The organism is Beijerinckia indica subsp. indica ATCC 9039 (assembly GCF_000019845.1).
GTDB lineage: Bacteria > Pseudomonadota > Alphaproteobacteria > Rhizobiales > Beijerinckiaceae > Beijerinckia > Beijerinckia indica.
Map to the genome: position 1 here is coordinate 14,624 of NC_010578.1, position 18,024 is coordinate 32,647.

The following is an 18,024-nucleotide window of genomic DNA, read 5'->3' on the forward strand; positions in this document are numbered from 1 at the left end:
ACTTTGGGGCGGATGCTATTTGCTTATCGAATTGACGCTTTTCTCTTCACGCCAAAAGGCTCAATCTACGCCAAAGCGTTGATATCGATAAATTTGTCATAGGTGAGCTTCAACGTCTTGGCGCTGCCATTAGTGTCGATCACAACCGCGAAACGGTCTTGTTCGATCTGCGACTGCGAGACGAGCAGCTTCTCGAGATTGGGAAGCTGAGAATAAACATAGCCGAGATTTTGCCCGATGAGATCACGCGGCTTGAGAGCAGGATCATAGATCGACAGTCTATAGCCACTCACCAGGATCTTCCGAGCGAGATCGACTTTCGGGCTCTCTCTTAGATCATCGCTATCGTATTTGAACGCCAGGCCCAGCATCAGGATATGCGCATCCTTGGGGACACCTTTCAAACAATACTCGAAGAGATAATGTTTGTGAGCCTCATTCGAACGTAAAAGCGAGTCAATAAGATGCGTATGCGCTCCCGCATCACTGGAAATATATTGAAGCGCGCGCACGTCCTTCGGCAAGCATGATCCGCCGAAGGGGCCACCGGGCCGCAGATAATAGGGTGAAATATTCAGTTTCGTATCCGAGACGAATATTTCATGCACTTTCTGCGCGCTAATGCCGAGCTGGAGACAGACACGCCCGATCTCATTAGCAAAGGAAACCTTGACGGCGTGGAACGTATTATCAACGAATTTCGTAAATTCCGCTTCGCGGTAACGCGTATAGAAGACCGGAGCTTTGAGGTTCTGGTTCATCTTGTCCATATTGGCGCATGGCTTGCCGTCAAATGTGCCAATAACGATTTTGGGCGGATTGAAGAAGTCGTTGATGGCGACAGCTTCACGCAAGAATTCAGGATTATAGACGAGCTCGACGGCATTGATCTTGGAGTCGAGCACAGACCTGAAGATTGGCAGAATGAGCTCTTCGATCGTTCCGGGGCGAATAGTGCTTCTGAAGACGACGGTGAGAGGGTCTTTCCGGTCTGGATCGACGGCGTGGGCGATCTGGCGCGAGACTTCCGCGATATAGCTCATATTATGAGCGCCGTCGGGCCCGCTGGGCGTGCCCACGCAGACGATCGCCATGTCGCATTCATTGATGAGATTACCAGGATTGCTGGTGCACTTGATGAGATTATTTGTGACAGCTTGCTGCAATAGCTCCGCGAGACCGGGTTCCTTTATGGGCGATGTGCCTTCGGCGATCTGGCGGATTTTGTCTTCACTCACGTCGACGCCAAGGACCCAGTGCCCTTCCTTGGTGAGGCATCCCGCCGCCGTGAGCCCTACATAACCAAGTCCATAAATCGCTATTTTCATTGCCTGTCACGATCCGCTAGAAATACTATTATGGTAAAACGCACCATATACAAACTAAATCAGCATTCAAGCGCTTATTTATAAGTTGTTCCAAAGAGTCTGGCAGGCCAATTTAGACAAGTAAAATATATAGTATTTCAGTGCAAATCATTGATGACAATCATAATAAAGCCAAAAAGCCTCAGGTAGCCACTTAGTAGCTATTTAATGGAATTGTCACATCCCACTGAGGAACATGCCGGTCCTTTCACCTTCAGCTGGAATTACGAATAGTGTTCGCTAGGGAAGCATAGCTGTGAGTAGCCCTCGTAGAAGCCGAATGCGCGCCTCCAAGCGCAAACCGCCTCTTTGCCGATCTGTTCCAGATATCTATTTCGTCCAAATCTTCGTAGGGTTATCACGCAACTTGCGGCCAAACTTTGTAACACAACTCAAAAAATAGCGTTTGGACACAGCCTCTGTGGATGCCAATCACTTCATCTCTGCTTGCGAAAAGGATTCTCTGAGGCGCAACGAGGTGTCGATTTCTTGCTTATCGGCAAAGGGCTCGCCAGCGTGATGGCCTCCGCCCCTTGCTGTTCGAGAGCGCTGACGGCTCGATCTGATTTTGTCGGCTAAAGAACTCCTTCCCCTTTCACAGGGCATCGCTTTCCAAGCAATTCTTACTCGGAACCGGCAAATGCAGGGGACCTTTACGTTCATCCAGAGGCCTTCTATCAGGACCACGCGATCGAACTGTCACTCAATACTCCAGTCGTTACGGCTCTTCCCGAGCAGCAGTTAGTGAGAACAGAGGGAGGCGAGGAAATCCGGTACGAACGGCTCCTGATCGCAACGAATGCCGGTCTAAAGCTGCTCGCCCTTCCGGGGGCTGATCTCGAGGACATTCACGACTTGCAACGCAAGGCTGAGTGCGATGCAGTCCGACGCCCAGCTTCCTTGGCATGGAGATCTCCATGCCACTCATCTCTCTGGATCTCAGCGTCACGATCATCGAAATCGATAAGAGAGTGCTCTCGCACTTGGAATCGCAGACTGTCTCCGACTTTTTCAAACAGCACGCCGAGTAGTAAGGAGCGTCTGTCCTGCTCTGCGATACAGCAAGCGCGTCTTCATCGTCGACCTGTTCGCCGAACAAAGGGCCCTGCCCACGAACATAATGGAGGTTGTGGGCCGCCGCGACGAGATCGTCTATTCCAAGCGTATTCGCAGCGACCTGTGCTTTTGCGAGACGGTTGGCGCCTACCGCAAATTGATCATCGGGATTCTCACAGAGGTCGAGCCCACCTCTCTCACGAAGATCAAGCACCCCCTCTCCACATCGAACTTATGGGAGATGGCACGCCAATGAACATCACCCGGTTTGTGCGTGTAGGCACAAGTGGCGAACCATGACTTCTCGGAGAACGCAAGTTCACAAAAGCGAGGGCTATGATCTTGTGAAGAAGACGCTTGGCAGAGCCAAGAGGGAGTACTCTTGCAGGAAGCCCCTCTGCCAGATCACCAAGACGACTTTAACACTTGCTGGCCAGCGCACTCATTGCGCGAAGGCCAGCTAGCGCTTCTTCAAGGCGCACGGCAAAAGTTGGATGCATCCAACTTTTACCGTTTATTCATTTTAACCATCTAAGTTGGATGCATCCAGGTTTATGGTTCGCCTCGAATGCCCTGCGCATCGGCGTATGCTTGGATAATATTTTCGAGTAGCAATGAGCCAAAAGTGAACCTGATTAAAGGTTGGTCGCGAAGCGATTTGGTTTGAACGCATCATGCTCTCAAGGAAGTCCGACGAGGAATGAGAATGGCCGAGATGGATCCTGTGGATACCTATCGCCGCATCGCGGATGTTTTGCGTTCAGCGCAACGCGTTGCAATTGAAATCGAGAATGAGCCAGAGAAGCGGAAGCGTCTGAGAACATTTTCGCCCCAGGAAGTGGCAACCCTTTTGAGAGTAAAGCCGCGAGAGATAACGGCTTATATGAAATCAACCTCCGATCAGCTTGGTGGGGCACGCAATCGCCTTACCTTCAGCGATATTCTCCAGTTGCGAAAATCCCTTCACGATTCATCCGGCGACCTGCGGTTTTTCCCGAGACGTCAACCAGAGCGCGGAGAGGGACTGGCGACCGCTGTTTTCTCCAATTTCAAGGGGGGATCAGCAAAAACCACGAGCAGTGTCCATTTCGCCCAATATATGGCTCGAGAGGGTTATCGCGTCCTGCTCATCGATCTCGATAGTCAGGGTAGCGCCACGGCCCAGTTCGGCATCGATCCTTCCACCGAAGTCGGGTTTGAAAATAGTTTCACGGCTTGGACGACGGCTCGAGAGACCGGGCAGGAAATCCAGGCTTCATCGCTTTGCCAAGCCACTTATTGGCCATCCATTGATCTGGTCCCGGCAGGTGCAGTTCTCTCCCAAGCCGAGGAGTCGCTGTCGAGGAGAGCAGCGAATGGCAATGTCGAAGACGTTTTCTATTTCGATGAATTGGCAAGCTTTCTGGCGGCTGTCGGCGATAATTATGATATTGCGGTCGTGGATACGCGGCCTGACGTCAATATGTTGATGACGATTGCGCTGCACGCCGCCACAGGCCTTGTCGTGCCGACACGCGCAACCATGACCGATCTTGCATCGACGGGGGAGTTTTTCTCCCACCTCGCTAATTATATCGCTGATTTCAAGGAAGCGTTCGGCAACGGCCTCAAGGTCAAGTTCACCAAGGTTATGGTGACGGCCTATGATCCAACTGACCGCAGCCAGGAAGCCTTGGTCGGCCTCATCCGCGAGCGTTTCGGAGATGTTGTCCTGGAGAATGAATTTCTCCATTCCAAAATCATGGGGACGGCGGGGTTCGGTAAGGAAACACTCTACGAATATGAGCCGAGTACGGATCGAGCGGCCTATAACCGGGTCATGGCGAGTGTGAATGCGGTCAATCATGCGATTGAGCGTGAGATCCTTCAGAGTTGGGGAAGAATACCTGGTGAGTGGTTCGATGATATGGAGGCGCGGGCATGAACAGCGCTAAATCCCGTTTCAGTAGCTTGGCTCAGGCCGTTAAAGAGCGCACGGTGGAATCAACACCAAGTCCCCTTGATAACAAGCAGAGCCGATTGGACGGGGCGGGTGTTCATAAACCCGTGACGGCCCTGGGTGCTGTAGGGGAGGCTCTTCGTGAGCGTGTCGGCCGCCTTGAAACGGAACTCGCTGAGACAAGTACGGCAAATGCGGGACTCGTCGCTGAACTCCAGCGCGTTAAAGCCTTGAGTGAGCGTGTTGGTGATACAGCGGAGGAATTCCGCTTTCTTGATGTAGACACTATCGTCGACCGCCTTCCAAAAGACCGGCTGCGCGGCGGCTGTCAAGGACCGGAATTCGAGGAACTACTCGCTGATATCGAAGCCAATGGACAGAACGATGCCATCACTGTGCGGCGTTCATTGGAGGGGACATTTGAAATTGCAGCGGGCCGGCGCCGTCTGGAGGCATGCCGCCTTCTTAAGCGCTCTGTACTCGCGCGCGTAAGGGATCTCAACGACCAATCCATGCTTGGCGTCCAATTTTCAGAAAATGAGAGACGCGCGGATATTTCGGCTCTCGAACGGGCGCGCTGGTTTGCGGAGGTGCGAGAGCGGCTCCAAATACCAGCAAAAAATATTGCGGCTCAGTTTGGTGTCGATCCCTCAACTTTCAGTCTCTATCTCAGGCTGGCTCGGTTTCCAGGTGAGATTCTCGAACGATTGCAAGAGCCACGGCGGCTTGCCGTCCTTCCCGCGCGCCGCGTTATGGAGGCGATTGAAAGCGATTCAACAGCCCTTCAACGTATTCTTGGCGCCCTTGATACTTATCAACAAACCGTCAGCCGGGCTGAAACCGAGAGCGACCCCGCAGCCCAGATCGACGTTCTGCTTCAGGCGGCCGATAGCAGGGGCGGTGGCCGCGAGGGCTCTCGATCCCCTGTCCCGGAGCGGCGGTCTATCGTCCACCAAGGGCGGCGAATTGGAACACTCACGCGGAATGGCGGGCAATGGGTCTTTCGATTTGCAACCTCGATCCCTGACAGTGAAGTCCTTCTGCTTGCCGAGAGATTAGCGCTTCCTGTCAGTGATCCTGATGGCGACTAAAGCATTGGATCCAAAGCTGGCCTGATCAAAAATCAGCCGGCATGCTTGCAGGAGATTCCTGTATGCGTCATGATCAGCGCATGCATTGTGATTTCCTCTGTTTTTCTTTCGCTGGACAAAGCGTGAAACCGCTACTGACGGCATTGATCATTTGGTGTCGTGGCCTTTTCTTGCCTGCATGGGAGCTCATTTGATGCCGATCCGTGCACAGGACAGGTGGTTTTATCCAATCGACTGGCCGCAATTGTCGATTGTGATCCGGTTCAAACGGGCTGGAGGACGATGTGAGCAATGCGGCCGTCCACATGGCCGATTGGTCTGGTGTCTTGATGATGGCCGCTGGTGGGATGCAGAAAGCACGCTCTGGCGTGATAGCCGGGGCAGGAGGTTGAGGCATCTGCCCCGCTCACAGGATATTTTTGCCACGATAAGAAGCACGAAGGTCGTTCTGGCAACAGCCCATCTAGATCATGATCCGAGCAATAATAGCACGGGCAATCTGAAGGCACTCTGCCAGCGCTGCCATCTCCTTTATGATCGAAGGGAGCATCGCCGCCGGCGCTGGCTGACCTTGCACAGGCGCAAGGCGCTCGGTGATCTATTCCTTGGCCCTTATCTTACACGCTGAGCATGGCGATCCCGGGCTATCTATTTGTTTTGCAGTGAGAAACTTGTAGCCTGTAGTGAGACAACACACTCGACTATATTCTTCGAGGGTAGCTGGGGTTTAGCATGCTCATTCCAAGTCTGTTTAAACAGTTTTTGGAACGATAGGAGCTTCAATGGCTCATCTTATTTTGAAATTGCTTTTAGGCTAATGATTAAATGGAGTGAAATACGGATTACTCATTCCTTTCTTTTTAAAAAATTTTAAAAAATGAGCGCCAGCGTTTTCAAATTTGTTTTTATAGTTTTAAAACTAAAGTTTTAGTTTCATAAAGCCCTATAAAATAATGGGTTTTCCCTGTTTTTAGGACTAAAATACGTTTCTGACAGATTGAAATACGGTACTGACAGATTGATGTACGGCACGAGTGGTGTCGTTGTACGGCTGATTTTGTCTTATCCACAGGCTCGGTTTTTGACAAAAGCCGGCGGATCGAAATACGGGTTTTGTCAATTCTGGGTCTGTTTAAACATTGCCTTAGCGAATCGTTTTTGACAAAGGAGATAGGACCAAAGTACGGTTATTTTGGCAGGGGCTGGTTTTGGCAATCCGGGAAGGATCGTTGTACGGAATTTTTGTCATATGCTCTATTGACCATGCGAAGGACGGGTTCAGTTTCTCCATCGATTAGGCTGAGGTCATAATCTGGCAGTGGGACAGCAGCTTCGACGATCTCACGGATTGCCTGCCTGAATTTATGGCGAGGCAGCTTTGATCCGCTGCGTTTGTGCAATTCGGTTAATCCGTAGTGGGCTTCGGTCTGGCCTGCCGCTTTGCGGGCCAGACGGTAGAGAAATTTCGCAATGGGACGTGTGATGAGGAAATAATCAGGATTGAGGGTCAGGATCGATGGCTTTCCATCAGGCTTCACCACCCCTTCATAAACCCAGTTCGGGATGTCGATTTCGACCTGATCGATCCTGTCATGACTCGTCCGGCTCACGACTTTATAGCGTCCGATCAGCGGGAAGGATTCTGTTTCACGGCGCTTCGACCGCCCTGTGTCCTTCGTCGAGAGGTTGGTGATTTTAATACGGGTTGCTTGCAGACGGTCTAAAGCGCGCTCAAGGTCCTCATATTGCTTTCCGCCCAATTCTCGACGGCAGAATTTAAGGATCTCCGAGGCGGCAGGCCGGTAAACTCGTGGCGGCAATGAAGGCCGCAGTCCTTTCGCTTCGTCGATCCGATACTGGCGTGTGGCGTCCGCCAGGTGCGAGATCATATTGATGACGATATCGTAATCATAGGCCGTGGCTAGACCGACGACCGCGCCGCCTTCGACGGTGATGATCGAGTCTTTCAGCTCGTAGCGGATAATCCCTTCCCCTGTCGTCTTGGACAAGGCGAATGGTGCTATATCCATAAGATTGAAATCATCCTTGATTGGTGCGTCATGGATGCTGGGAACGAAAAATGAAAGCTGTGAATCGTCTAATGGCGGCGCACGGACGATCGGTTTTGGTTCGGTCGGAACTTCATGGGATATGACCCGGGCCACTTCATCAGAGCGTATCGCTTCAGCCAGTCGCGCCAGAGATGATTTCAGATCATCATCCGGTAATTGCTCGAGCCGAAGATCGGCCAAGCTGCGGCGGCTGTAATAGCGGCGAATACGGCTTAGTGCATCCTTGTCAAGCGGCTTATAGGGATCGCCGCGTACATGGGCGACATGCTGCGCTATGCCTTGAATATACTCGTTTTTCTCATGCAGCGACAAGACCGCGAATTCGGCGCGTGATTTGAGATTGAGTCGAGTGGTCTTTGCCATAGCTTACGATAGGAATTGTCAACTTAAGTTATCTGATACGCATCCACGTCACGGAAGCTTCAGGCTGAAGGCATGGCTGTTGATCTCAGCCGGGAACGAAGACGGTCATGCGGATCAGGAGCAGCTTTCATCGCGTTATCCTGCCCTGCTTCAGGCAATATGCCAAGCCTGATTAATGTGACGAAGCCCTGCGAGGCGGTTGGCCTGGCGCTGGCCGCTCGTTTCGACCTAGCTGGAGGATTATTTTACGAGCGACCCAGCTGGCTATTTCAAGGGAATGGTGAAGAAAGCCGAAAAAGGCGAACTCTTCCTGGAAGGCTCCTTCTGGACACTCCGTAAAGCCAATGCTGGCAAAAGACTTTGGGCGTTGAATATGGCGTTCATGCCACGACACATGCGTCATCAAGGGGCTCGAAGCACAGATGGACGCTTATGTCCCTGGTAGGCTAACTCGTTTGGTGATGGAAGCTGCGGCTCACCTGTGGATCTTGCAATGGCACAGGGAGGATTACCTGTCCATGGGTCTTCAACACTTCTACTCTGACGCACTTTGATGCCATCGGGGGCGTCTAGCTCATCGGGCTCGTCTGCTTCCTCGGCTTCGTTCATATTTGTCTCAACGGTCAAGACGACGTCTTCAGCCACCGCTGCGAGAAATGCTTCCAGCCAGTGGATGCTATATTGGCCGTTCTGGATGTCGGCATTATTGACCAGCCTCTGAAACAAGGGAATCGTTGTCTTGATCCCGTCAACGATGAATTCGTCGAGGGCGCGGCGCAGCCGCATCAAGGCTTCCTTGCGGTTGGGACCATGAACGATGAGCTTACCGATAAGGGAGTCATAGGTTGGTGGAATCTTATATCCTGCATAGGCGGCACTATCGATGCGAATGCCGATGCCACCAGGCGTATGATATTGGCCGATCCTGCCGGGTGAGGGTGTGAATGTGGTGGGATCTTCGGCATTGATCCGGCATTCTATGGCGTGACCGCGAACGACCACCTGATCCTGGATAATGGATAAGGGCTGGCCCGCTGCGATCTTGATCTGTTCGTTGACGAGATCAAAGCCCGTGATCATCTCTGTCACTGGATGCTCGACCTGAATGCGTGTATTCATCTCAATGAAGTAGAACTTGCCATCCTTGTAAAGAAATTCGATCGTGCCGACGCCTAAATAGCCGAGTTTACGCATTGCTACGGCGCAGATTTCGCAGATTTCCTCGCGTTGCGTTTCATCGAGCACGGGGGAAGGGCTCTCTTCCCAGACTTTTTGGTGACGCCTTTGCAGGGAACAATCGCGCTCGCCAAGATGGACCGCATTGCCGCGCCCATCGCCAAGAACCTGGATTTCGATATGGCGAGGGTTTTCGAGATATTTTTCGAGATAGACCGAGCCATCACCGAAGGCAGCCTTTGCCTCGCTGGAGGCGGTCGCGACCGCGCTGGCAAATTCATCCCGGCTATGGGCTACTTTCATGCCGCGTCCACCGCCTCCCGAGGCGGCCTTGATCAAGACAGGAAAGCCAATGCCCTCTGCGATGTCCAAGGCCTCTTCGGCATGATTGAGCGCGCCAGACGAGCCCGGAACGCAGGGAATGCCGAGACTGATCGCGGTGCGTTTGGCTTCGATCTTATCGCCCATGATGCGGATATGTTCGGGCTTTGGACCGATGAAGGCGATATTATGCGCGGCGAGGATTTCGGCGAAATGCGCATTTTCGGACAAGAACCCATAGCCAGGATGGACGGCTTCGGCGCCCGTGATCTGGCAAGCCGCGATAATGGCTGGAATGTTCAAATAGGATTCTCGAGCGGGGGGCGGACCGAGACAGACCGATTCATGCGCAAGCTTGACATGCATAGCTTCGGCATCGGCGGTCGAATGAACGGCAACCGTGGAAATCCCGAGCTCCTGCGCAGCTCGTAGAACACGCAGAGCAATTTCGCCGCGATTGGCAATGAGGATCTTACTGAACATACGCATTCCCCTCTTGTATTTTTATATCATGTATAGCTCACGCTATTGTCTCGAAATCAAAAGAGGTCCTGGCGGCGATGAAGTCTGGCTACGACATCGCCGATTATCCTAATCGGATAGGAAGTTCCGTTTCACTGAGTCTAATGCGCGGAGGAGTGAAGTGCTGACATAGACCGGGGTGGTGCCCCTTTCACTTCCCTCTCACTCACGTGGCATTGACTTCTATGTCATTGACTTGGTCTCATCTCGGCGAAGCTGGGGCCACTCAAGAAATAGGCGTCTACCCGCAGACCGATCGGGAGCCTGACGCCAGGATCGAGATCGATCAATACTTGCAACACCTTGGTGTCGACCCGATCAGCAGGGCGACCTGTCATCACTTGTTTGGCGCCCATGCGTGTCGAGACGCGATAGACTGTGCCGCCGAATTTCTGATCCGGGAATGCATCGGCCGTGATCTCGACGCGCTGGCCGACCGTGGCCTGGCTGACATCGGTCTCATCAACTTCCGCGCGAACGCGCAGGCCATGCAGATTGCCGATGAGTGCGATGGGTGTCGGTGGCTGGTTCGTGACAGCTTCACCAGCGATGCGAACGCGGCGCAGAACGATCCCGGCGATCGGGGAGCGGATGAGAGTCTTGTCGAGGAGTGCGTCCGCCAAGGCTACATTGGCCTCGGCGAGGCGGACCTGGGCGCGTGCCGCCGCAATATCTTCCGGCCGTGTGCCTGCCTCGAGGAGGGCCAGCCTTTCAGCCATGACTTCGCGCCGCGCCGCAGTCGTATCGAGATTCGCCGTCGCCACGTCGAGAGCCGCCATTGTCGAGGCGCCCGTCTTTGCAAGGGGGACGCGGCGCTGATATTCGACGCGGGCGAGTTGGAGATTGGCTTCGGCTTCCTTCAGAGCCGCGCGTGCCTCCTTTCGTTCCTCGGAACGGGCGCCATTGATGCTCCGTTCGAGTTCTGCCTGCCTTAAGGCCAACTCCGCCCGCGCTGAGGACAACCTTGCAACCTGCTCGTCATTCTCGATCACCGCGATGATTTGTCCTTCATGCACTTCGTCGTTTTCTTCGACACGGACCTCGTGGATGATGCCAATCACCTGAGATCCGATTTCACGCTCCTCGCTGACAGGCTCGACCAGCCCGGGAGCCGCGGCCAAATGCTGTCGGGACACCGGACTGATCGAGGGTTGCGTCTGCGCAAAGGTTGGCGCTTGCGCGGGCCATACTATGGCTACCAAGCCAAGCGAGGTCAGGAGCACCATGGCGAGCCAAGAGGTTTTCATGACGAATGTCCCATTGTAAGACTTTGAGAATCTGGAAGAATACTTGAACGCTCGACAATGCGACCGTCCTCGAGATGCACGACGCGATCTGCGAAAGGAAAAATTCGGGGATCATGTGTCACGATGACAACGGCGCGATGCTGGTGATGAGCCAGCATACAGAAGAGTTCCATGGCCTTGAGGCCTGTCTCGGCATCGAGGGCAGCGGTCGGCTCATCGGCCATGAGGATGGGCGGATCGCTGGCAAGGGCGCGGGCGATTGCGACGCGCTGTTTCTGGCCGCTGCTGAGCTGCGCGGGATAGCTATCAAGACGGTGTCCGAGGCCCACGAGTTTCAGAAGCTCATGCGCGCGTTCCTGGGCGGCGCGTCTCTTCACCCCCAGGAGATCGAGCGTGACCATGACGTTTTCCGTGGCCGTGAGCACGGGAAACAAATTATAAGCTTGAAAAACAAAGCCGAAATGTTGCAACCGCAGCGAGGCAAGTTGCTCCTCGTTGAGCGATTGTGTCGTTTTCCCACGCAGATCGATGATCCCTGCGGTCGGCTTGAGAAGGCAGCCGAGGATATTGAGCAGCGTGGTCTTGCCACTGCCGGATGGACCCACGAGCATTAACACCTCGTTGGTATAAATCTTGAGATCGATCTCTCGCAGCACCGTGAAACGTGTGGTGCTGGAGCCGAATGTATGCGTGATGTTGGAGGCAATGACGACCGGCTGTTTCATCGAAACACCTTCACGGGGTCTATGGCTGTGACCTTGTTCAGGGATACCAATGATGCGCTGATGCACATCAAGATGGTGATAACCCCGATCCCCGAGGCGAGCCATAAAGGCACTTGCGGAGGGGAGCTGCTGTTGCGAGAGAGATAGGCGAGCAGCAGGACAACGCTAATGCCGGTCAGCCCCCCCAGAACCCCGCCAATGACGGCTTGCTTGATCACGATTTTATACAAATAGGATCGTGGGCCGCCCATGGCCCGGACAACGGCATATTCTGGCAGCCGGTCCAGAGTGCTCGCATAGAGCGTCTGTGCAACGATAACGACACCCACCAGGAGCGCCAGCAAGGATGAACTGATAAGTGTGATACCAGCACCCGTCGTGAATAACCAATAACTCCGGCTCCTGTGCGAGAACTCGTCCGTTGGCAGCACGTCGACATCCGGCATGCGTGTGGAAAGTGCCCGGATGACGGGTTCGGGTGCCTGTCCTTCCAGAAGCTTGATCAATACATAGGTTATGTCTTTGTCGCCAAGATCCGACAGCAGCCTCGCATTGCGCAGCGATGTGAAGACATAAGGTGCCTGGGTAAAGGTCCGGATGCCTTCGGTAAAGCCAGCGACGCGGGCGCGGTGATTGTTGATTTCGACGATTTGACCAATGGATGTGACGCCGAGTTTCTGCGCATAAAGGCGATCGATGATCACTCCATCGGGGGTCGACAGGGCATCATGGACATTCTGACCAGGCGTCATTGACGGCAGCAATCCCATTTCGGCATTTGGTTCCACGCCAATGACGAGGACCAATTCGCGAACGCCGTTGGATCGTTTCCAAGAGCCGAAATGCAGCAACATCGGCTCGGCCTTGGCGATCCCATCGACAGCGAGCGATTGGAATCGTCGCCGCTCTTCGATCGGGGTCGCGAGATCGACGCTGCGCACTCCTTGCACCGCGACCCAGAGATCCGCGCCGGCCTGATCGACGATCGTCGAGGTCGTATGCATGAAATTCAGCAACATGCCGAGCTGAATGCCCATCAAAACCGTCGAGAAAGCAATACCGACGAGCGTTACGGCGAAACGGACCCGGTCATGAACGAGGTTGCGCCACGCGATGAGAAGCGTCAGGCTTGAATGCCCACGCGGGACTGCCTGGGGGCGCTGGAAACTCTTGGTGAGTAGGCCGACACTATCTGCTGAAGACATTAGCGGGACTCCGCAAAGTTCGCTGTCCTGTTGCCAGAGATCCGCTTTGGGAACTTCAGCCGCAGTTGAAGAGGCAATCCATCGATATCGCTTCCAAAAATTCGTTCCGATGTTGCCGCGGTCTGGTCATATGCCCATGTATCCGGCATGGTGCCCGCACTCGCAAGTCTAGGCATAGATACACAAATGGTTATGCCGCAAAGGCGAAATCGCAAGATATCGAGCATCGTTTGTTGTCGCATCATCAATTTTCTCTTCTTATGAAGCTCTAACACGGCTTGTTGATCCGTATTCTTCACCGAAGCGTCGATTGAGTGATAGATTTAGGTGTTCCAATATATTGTTTGCCATGTGCTCGGCGCTGAACCGTGCCGCCAGCGCCCTGGTGTTCGCGGCAAGTTCCGCATGGAGATCATCATCCTTCAGCAGGCGCTCGAGCTGCCGTGCCAGATCGGCGCTGTCCCAGGTCTTGAATGTCAAGCCACCGGCAATGTTTCCATGCTGGATGACTTCCGTCACCCCGCCAATGTCTGGGACCAGCACAGGCGTCCCTTGGCTCATGGCCTCGGCGACAACCAGCCCGAACGCCTCCCGATCAACGGAAGGGTAGACGATACAGCGACTATGCGCGTAGAGAGCGTCACGCACCTCGAACGAAACAGCACCACTATGGTTGATGACGAGCTTCAAATGACTCGTGAGATCGTTGATGACCTTCTGATACGAACGCCCTTTTGCAGTGGAGCCGCAAATGACGAGCTGCAGGTGAACGCCGCGTACTGCCAAAAGTTTTGCTGCATAAAGTAAAAGGTCGATTCCCTTCTCGCTTTCCTGGCGTCCAATGAATGTGACAATGGCACCGTCTTGGGCATCGTCTTGCCTCACTTTCGGAAAGGCCGTCTTGAGGATTGAAAAGGGAAGCCTCTGCTCCTGTTTGGGGAGGTCGATACCGTTATAGATGACCCGGAAGCAATTAGGGTCCAGCCCGAGCTCAGTGACAAGACGTTGAAGATAATCCCGGCTGATCGCTATTGCGGGCCAGCCCGAGTTGCGGACCGCTTCGTCCAGCCGGCGCCGATAGTTTTGGAGCAATCCGGCTTTTGCGGCGAAATCGGCAAATTGTTCATCACCCTGGAACGTAACGAGATAATCGAGCGGCACTTTGCAAAGCTTCTTAACCTCGAGGGCCAGGGGGCTGATGGAGCCGAAACTCATCATCAGATGCGTAACGCCGTCCAACTCCACATATTTAAGCAATCTCTTGACAAGCGAAGGATCAGGATCCGACTCCGTATAAAGCGAGCGCATGAGGTTTTGCAGAAGACGATCGACAAAGCCGGGAATGTTTTGGACGATATTGGTGCGCCAGCCTTTCGGGAAAAAAGACAGAAGCGGTCCAACTATTCTGTCCAAAAATTCGGACGGTTGCTTGAATTGATATCGTGTGCCGTAACAAAGAATCCTCTGTTCGATCCCATTGATGACAAGGTCAGGATTATGCTCGAGCATCCAATAGATTACGACCTTGAAACCACGTTTGTACAGGGAATGAGCGAGCGTTAGGTCCCGAATGGTGGAACCCAGATACGATCCACTTCCTATAGTGACAAAGGCAAAGGTTGGGTTCTGTGCCATAGAGGAGTTCCATCGTTTATGCCGCTCGGAATATAGAGATGGATCATTTTTCTACCGCGATGGTCACGTGTTCGGTTAATGAATGTATCACCGACAGAACCATTTCATAAGCCATGATGAATACGCAAAGCCTATCCAAAAATTGTATAGGCTGACTCGCTTTTGTGACCAAAACTCGAATGTGGCTGACTTGCATAGGCGATGATGAAGCCACAGTCCTCCACGGTCTTCACCTCAAAGGAGCGAGCGCTTGTCTGATGCTTGATCTCAATCCGCCCGCCGTTTTCCAGCTGGATTGCTTCGAACGCTTGAGGCAAGCCATTGATCCCTGTGCCCAGAAGCTTACCGGTGGCCTCCTTGGCGCACCAGAGTCGTGTAATCCATGTCTGGTGTTCCACCTGTGGAAACTTTGCAATCAAGTTACGCTCGTGTGCCGTGGTAAAGGCCTGGATGAAGCTGGCATCGTGTTCGGCGATACGCTCAATATCCACACCTACGGCTTCGGTATGCGCCACGGCTATTGCTCTGGTCTCACTGTGAGCGATGCTCACGAGTGGCGGCGTATTGCACCCCGGGAGCGCCCTGACGAATGGGCGTCCCTGTCCATCATTATCAATGGTGAAGGCTGCGGGATGCAGCATGGGAGCCTGCGTTTGCTCGGCGGCCCACAGACGCACGGCGTCCTTGGCCACGACGCGCCCAAGCAGCCATTGTTTCTGGCGTTGGGGGATACGGGCATGACCGTTAAAGACTGGCATTTCTTCCATGCTCAAGCAATGCCGCGCCAATATGCTGAAATCAAAATTTTGAAACTCGGCAGTGGTCACCGTCAGGCATACGGATCCGTCGCCCGAGTTGGGCAGAGGCGCCGCTCGGCCAAGCAGGTATTGGTCGGGAAAGCGGCGGAAATCCACTAGGCATTGCTCCCAGTTGAACTTCCAGCTTCCCCAATCCACGATGCGCATCCACACGGCGCCAGCGCCGTCCTGGACCTCGACATTGGCGAGGAGCCGCTTGCCTTCTGTCTGGGTGATCTCCACCCGCACTGGAACACGGGTCCCAACCGGGGGGGAGGGGCAATAGATCTCGAGTTTCGCAAGACCAATGGGGAAGACATAGCGGCCATGCTCCATGGCCCAGACGCCTAAGATCTGGCCGATGCCATCGAGCAAAGCCGGGTCGATGAGGAGTTGTGGGCTACGGGTTGACCCAAACAGGTCCTCAGGGGAATGCCTGACGAATTCACCTATAATCCCATGATCACCGACGATGATCTCACCGGACAGGCAGTGAAAGCTCGGTCCATGAAACATATGGCGCTCGCCATAGATCTCTTCACCGGTGAGAGGATGCCGATAGGGATTGGCCAGTTCGGTGAAAGCGGGAGATAATTCGATGAGATAGTGATCGCCAAACAGCACCATCGCGCTGATCGCGGGCCGGGTCTGCCCCTCGATAAAGACCTCGACCCTGATGAAGGAGGCGCCGCGATCTTCGTCATGGCGATCGACCCGCGCCGTGATATGCAGCGTCAGGACATCCGTATCCGCCAATTCGATCCAACGGGTGGCCTTGACGTCTTCAAAGCCCAGCAAGCCATAGCCGGGGACGAGACAGGCCGCGACCTCCGCCATGACTTCGAGGCTCATGGTCATGGGCAGCACTGGCAGGCAGGCGGAGGCTGGCTTGACGCCTGGCGCATGGACGAAGGCATGATCGGCGAGGTAGCGATCCCCCTCCAGCGTCAAGTGCCGCTCGACTGTGATGGTCTCCCCTGGAACATAGGCCAAGACCGGGCCCAGAAAAGGCAGAATGGCCTCGTTCTGGGCCTCATCCATTGTTGCTGTGTGGACAGGCTGGGACGCCGTGCTCGAGGGGGTAGGAATTGGTGGCTCGGGGTTTCCAAGGTCCTCATGCACGGCCACGGCCAGGGCCAACTCCTCCGCTGCTCGGGCCTCGAACACACGTCCGATCAATGGCAAGTCGCCGACACTTGGCTGCTTCGGGACAGGGGTTCCCATATGTCTACCTCCCTACTCAACAATTATCTCTTCATTCAACGCTCATATCTTCTCCAGCACTGATCCGCTGGCTGTCAGGCCAGGCCCGAAGCCGAGGCAAACAATGCGTGTGCCTACGGGAATCCCGGGCTCTTCCACGATCGCCTTGAAGATGTGCGGGACCGTTGCCGAGGACATGTTGCCGTTCTCGGCGAAGACGGATTTGCTGATGGCCACCTGATCATCATCAAGACCCAGGGCGTCTTGAATATGTTCAACGATCTTTGGCCCACCTGGATGAATGGCGAAAGCGAGGTGCCGCCGTTCACGCTCGAAGTCGATTCCGACCTGTTGCAGCAAGGCTTCCACGAAAGGTCGGACCCATTGCTTGATGATCACAGGCACCATCACCGAGAGCGTCATGTGAAAGTGTGTTGAACCGGGCATCCAGGTCATGTCCTTGGCTGAATTGGGGAGCACGTGCTCGTTGAACGCCAGGATCTTCAAACCGTGCTGACCGCGCTTGCGCAGGGATTCCTCGGAGACCACGGAATATTTGATGAAGCCGTCTGAAAACAGCGTCGAAGTGATAATATTCTCTACTTTAGGATTCTCGACACCGATATGAGCCGACAGCACTTCGGTGTGGACGATGTCCACACGCTTTTTGGGTGGTGTCACGCCGGATTGCGAGGAGGACAGGAATCCATGCGCCATCTTGATGGCCGGGAAAGCCCCGTGACAGCACATGTGATAGCTGTGCGTCACCGTCGTGTTGAACCAGTTCTTGTCAGCCGCCAGCTTCTCGGCGGGACTTGGGGCGAGATAGCCAGAACAGGTCACATGGATTAGATCATCGGGAGCCTCGGATTCATCGCCATACATTTCCGCCAGGCAGTCATCCGTGATTTTAGCGTAGCTCTCGTGACGGGTCTTGATGTCCTTGGCGTTCAAGCTCTCGTAATTATCAAAGAGCTTCATGTATTCATGCTCGGGCTCCATGAGCCTGAATTCACCATTGCTGAACTGAATGTCCTTCATACGCGGGAAGAACACCAGCTGCCGTCGTTTGATCACAGATGGTGACAAGGCATAATTATCGAATTTCTCTCGGATTTCCTTGTGGACCTTGTCAAAGTCTTCCTTCTCGGTAATGCCCTGATTCCGGCAATAGGTCTTGGCGAAACCCCAAGCCGATATTTCCAATGTCACGGCTTGAGGGGTGGGTTCGACCAATTGAACCGGAACGAAATCGGCCAAGACAGGCTGGTTATAAAGCGACATGCTATTATACCTCCCTATGGC

At 54.0% G+C, this 18,024-nt stretch carries 11 protein-coding genes and 1 pseudogene; 3 read left to right on the top strand and 9 right to left on the bottom strand.

The genetic code is table 11. The features are described 5' to 3' along the window. Window positions 1-65: 65 nt before the first annotated feature. On the bottom strand, window positions 66-1,328 hold the full coding sequence (locus BIND_RS19700; protein ID WP_012382803.1) for a nucleotide sugar dehydrogenase: 1,263 nt from the start codon (window positions 1,326-1,328) through the stop codon (window positions 66-68). Between the two features lie 1,978 nt (window positions 1,329-3,306). On the opposite strand from BIND_RS19700, the gene BIND_RS19710 reads away from it, so the two are divergent. From BIND_RS19710 to BIND_RS22410, 3 genes are all read left to right on the top strand, one after another. Next, window positions 3,307-4,347: an AAA family ATPase gene (locus BIND_RS19710; protein ID WP_244396054.1), complete on the top strand. Its 1,041-nt coding sequence runs from the start codon at window positions 3,307-3,309 to the stop codon at window positions 4,345-4,347. After that, window positions 4,344-5,453 (top strand): ParB/RepB/Spo0J family partition protein, encoded by a 1,110-nt coding sequence (locus BIND_RS19715; RefSeq protein WP_012382805.1) that lies wholly within the window; start codon window positions 4,344-4,346, stop codon window positions 5,451-5,453. The genes BIND_RS19710 and BIND_RS19715 overlap by 4 nt, the downstream gene beginning before the upstream one ends. Before the next feature lie 193 nt (window positions 5,454-5,646). Next, entirely contained in the window at window positions 5,647-6,081 is a 435-nt protein-coding gene (locus tag BIND_RS22410; protein WP_012382806.1) for a hypothetical protein, read from the top strand. Window positions 6,082-6,640: 559 nt separating this feature from the next. Here BIND_RS22410 and BIND_RS19725 read toward each other — a convergent pair. From BIND_RS19725 to BIND_RS19765, 8 genes and pseudogenes are all read right to left on the bottom strand, one after another. After that, window positions 6,641-7,888: a replication initiator protein A gene (locus tag BIND_RS19725; RefSeq protein WP_012382807.1), complete on the bottom strand. Its 1,248-nt coding sequence runs from the start codon at window positions 7,886-7,888 to the stop codon at window positions 6,641-6,643. A gap of 648 nt (window positions 7,889-8,536) precedes the next feature. Then, window positions 8,537-9,868: pseudogene (gene accC / locus BIND_RS19730) on the bottom strand (acetyl-CoA carboxylase biotin carboxylase subunit); the annotation flags it as partial. Between the two features lie 227 nt (window positions 9,869-10,095). Continuing rightward, window positions 10,096-11,154, bottom strand: coding sequence for an HlyD family secretion protein (locus BIND_RS19735; protein ID WP_012382809.1), 1,059 nt, complete (start codon window positions 11,152-11,154; stop codon window positions 10,096-10,098). After that, entirely contained in the window at window positions 11,151-11,879 is a 729-nt protein-coding gene (locus BIND_RS19740; protein WP_012382810.1) for an ABC transporter ATP-binding protein, read from the bottom strand. The genes BIND_RS19735 and BIND_RS19740 overlap by 4 nt, the downstream gene beginning before the upstream one ends. Next, entirely contained in the window at window positions 11,876-13,084 is a 1,209-nt protein-coding gene (locus tag BIND_RS19745; RefSeq protein ID WP_012382811.1) for an ABC transporter permease, read from the bottom strand. The genes BIND_RS19740 and BIND_RS19745 overlap by 4 nt, the downstream gene beginning before the upstream one ends. Before the next feature lie 258 nt (window positions 13,085-13,342). Continuing rightward, window positions 13,343-14,719, bottom strand: coding sequence for a glycosyltransferase (locus tag BIND_RS19755; protein WP_012382812.1), 1,377 nt, complete (start codon window positions 14,717-14,719; stop codon window positions 13,343-13,345). 131 nt (window positions 14,720-14,850) lie between these two features. Then, window positions 14,851-16,740, bottom strand: a complete 1,890-nt coding sequence (locus tag BIND_RS19760) for a 4'-phosphopantetheinyl transferase superfamily protein (RefSeq protein WP_012382813.1) — start codon at window positions 16,738-16,740, stop codon at window positions 14,851-14,853. Window positions 16,741-16,782: 42 nt separating this feature from the next. Next, window positions 16,783-18,003 carry a 3-oxoacyl-[acyl-carrier-protein] synthase III C-terminal domain-containing protein gene (locus BIND_RS19765; protein ID WP_012382814.1) on the bottom strand — a complete coding sequence of 407 codons (1,221 nt, stop codon included), beginning with the start codon at window positions 18,001-18,003 and terminating at the stop codon, window positions 16,783-16,785. Between the last annotated feature and the right edge of the window lie 21 nt (window positions 18,004-18,024).

Coding starts and splice junctions, on each gene's coding strand:
- BIND_RS19700 (WP_012382803.1), bottom strand. CDS start 1,328: ATGAAAATAGCGATTTATGGACTTGGTTATGTAGGGCTCACGGCGGCG.
- BIND_RS19710 (WP_244396054.1), top strand. CDS start 3,307: ATGAAATCAACCTCCGATCAGCTTGGTGGGGCACGCAATCGCCTTACC.
- BIND_RS19715 (WP_012382805.1), top strand. CDS start 4,344: ATGAACAGCGCTAAATCCCGTTTCAGTAGCTTGGCTCAGGCCGTTAAA.
- BIND_RS22410 (WP_012382806.1), top strand. CDS start 5,647: ATGCCGATCCGTGCACAGGACAGGTGGTTTTATCCAATCGACTGGCCG.
- BIND_RS19725 (WP_012382807.1), bottom strand. CDS start 7,888: ATGGCAAAGACCACTCGACTCAATCTCAAATCACGCGCCGAATTCGCG.
- BIND_RS19735 (WP_012382809.1), bottom strand. CDS start 11,154: ATGAAAACCTCTTGGCTCGCCATGGTGCTCCTGACCTCGCTTGGCTTG.
- BIND_RS19740 (WP_012382810.1), bottom strand. CDS start 11,879: ATGAAACAGCCGGTCGTCATTGCCTCCAACATCACGCATACATTCGGC.
- BIND_RS19745 (WP_012382811.1), bottom strand. CDS start 13,084: ATGTCTTCAGCAGATAGTGTCGGCCTACTCACCAAGAGTTTCCAGCGC.
- BIND_RS19755 (WP_012382812.1), bottom strand. CDS start 14,719: ATGGCACAGAACCCAACCTTTGCCTTTGTCACTATAGGAAGTGGATCG.
- BIND_RS19760 (WP_012382813.1), bottom strand. CDS start 16,740: ATGGGAACCCCTGTCCCGAAGCAGCCAAGTGTCGGCGACTTGCCATTG.
- BIND_RS19765 (WP_012382814.1), bottom strand. CDS start 18,003: ATGTCGCTTTATAACCAGCCTGTCTTGGCCGATTTCGTTCCGGTTCAA.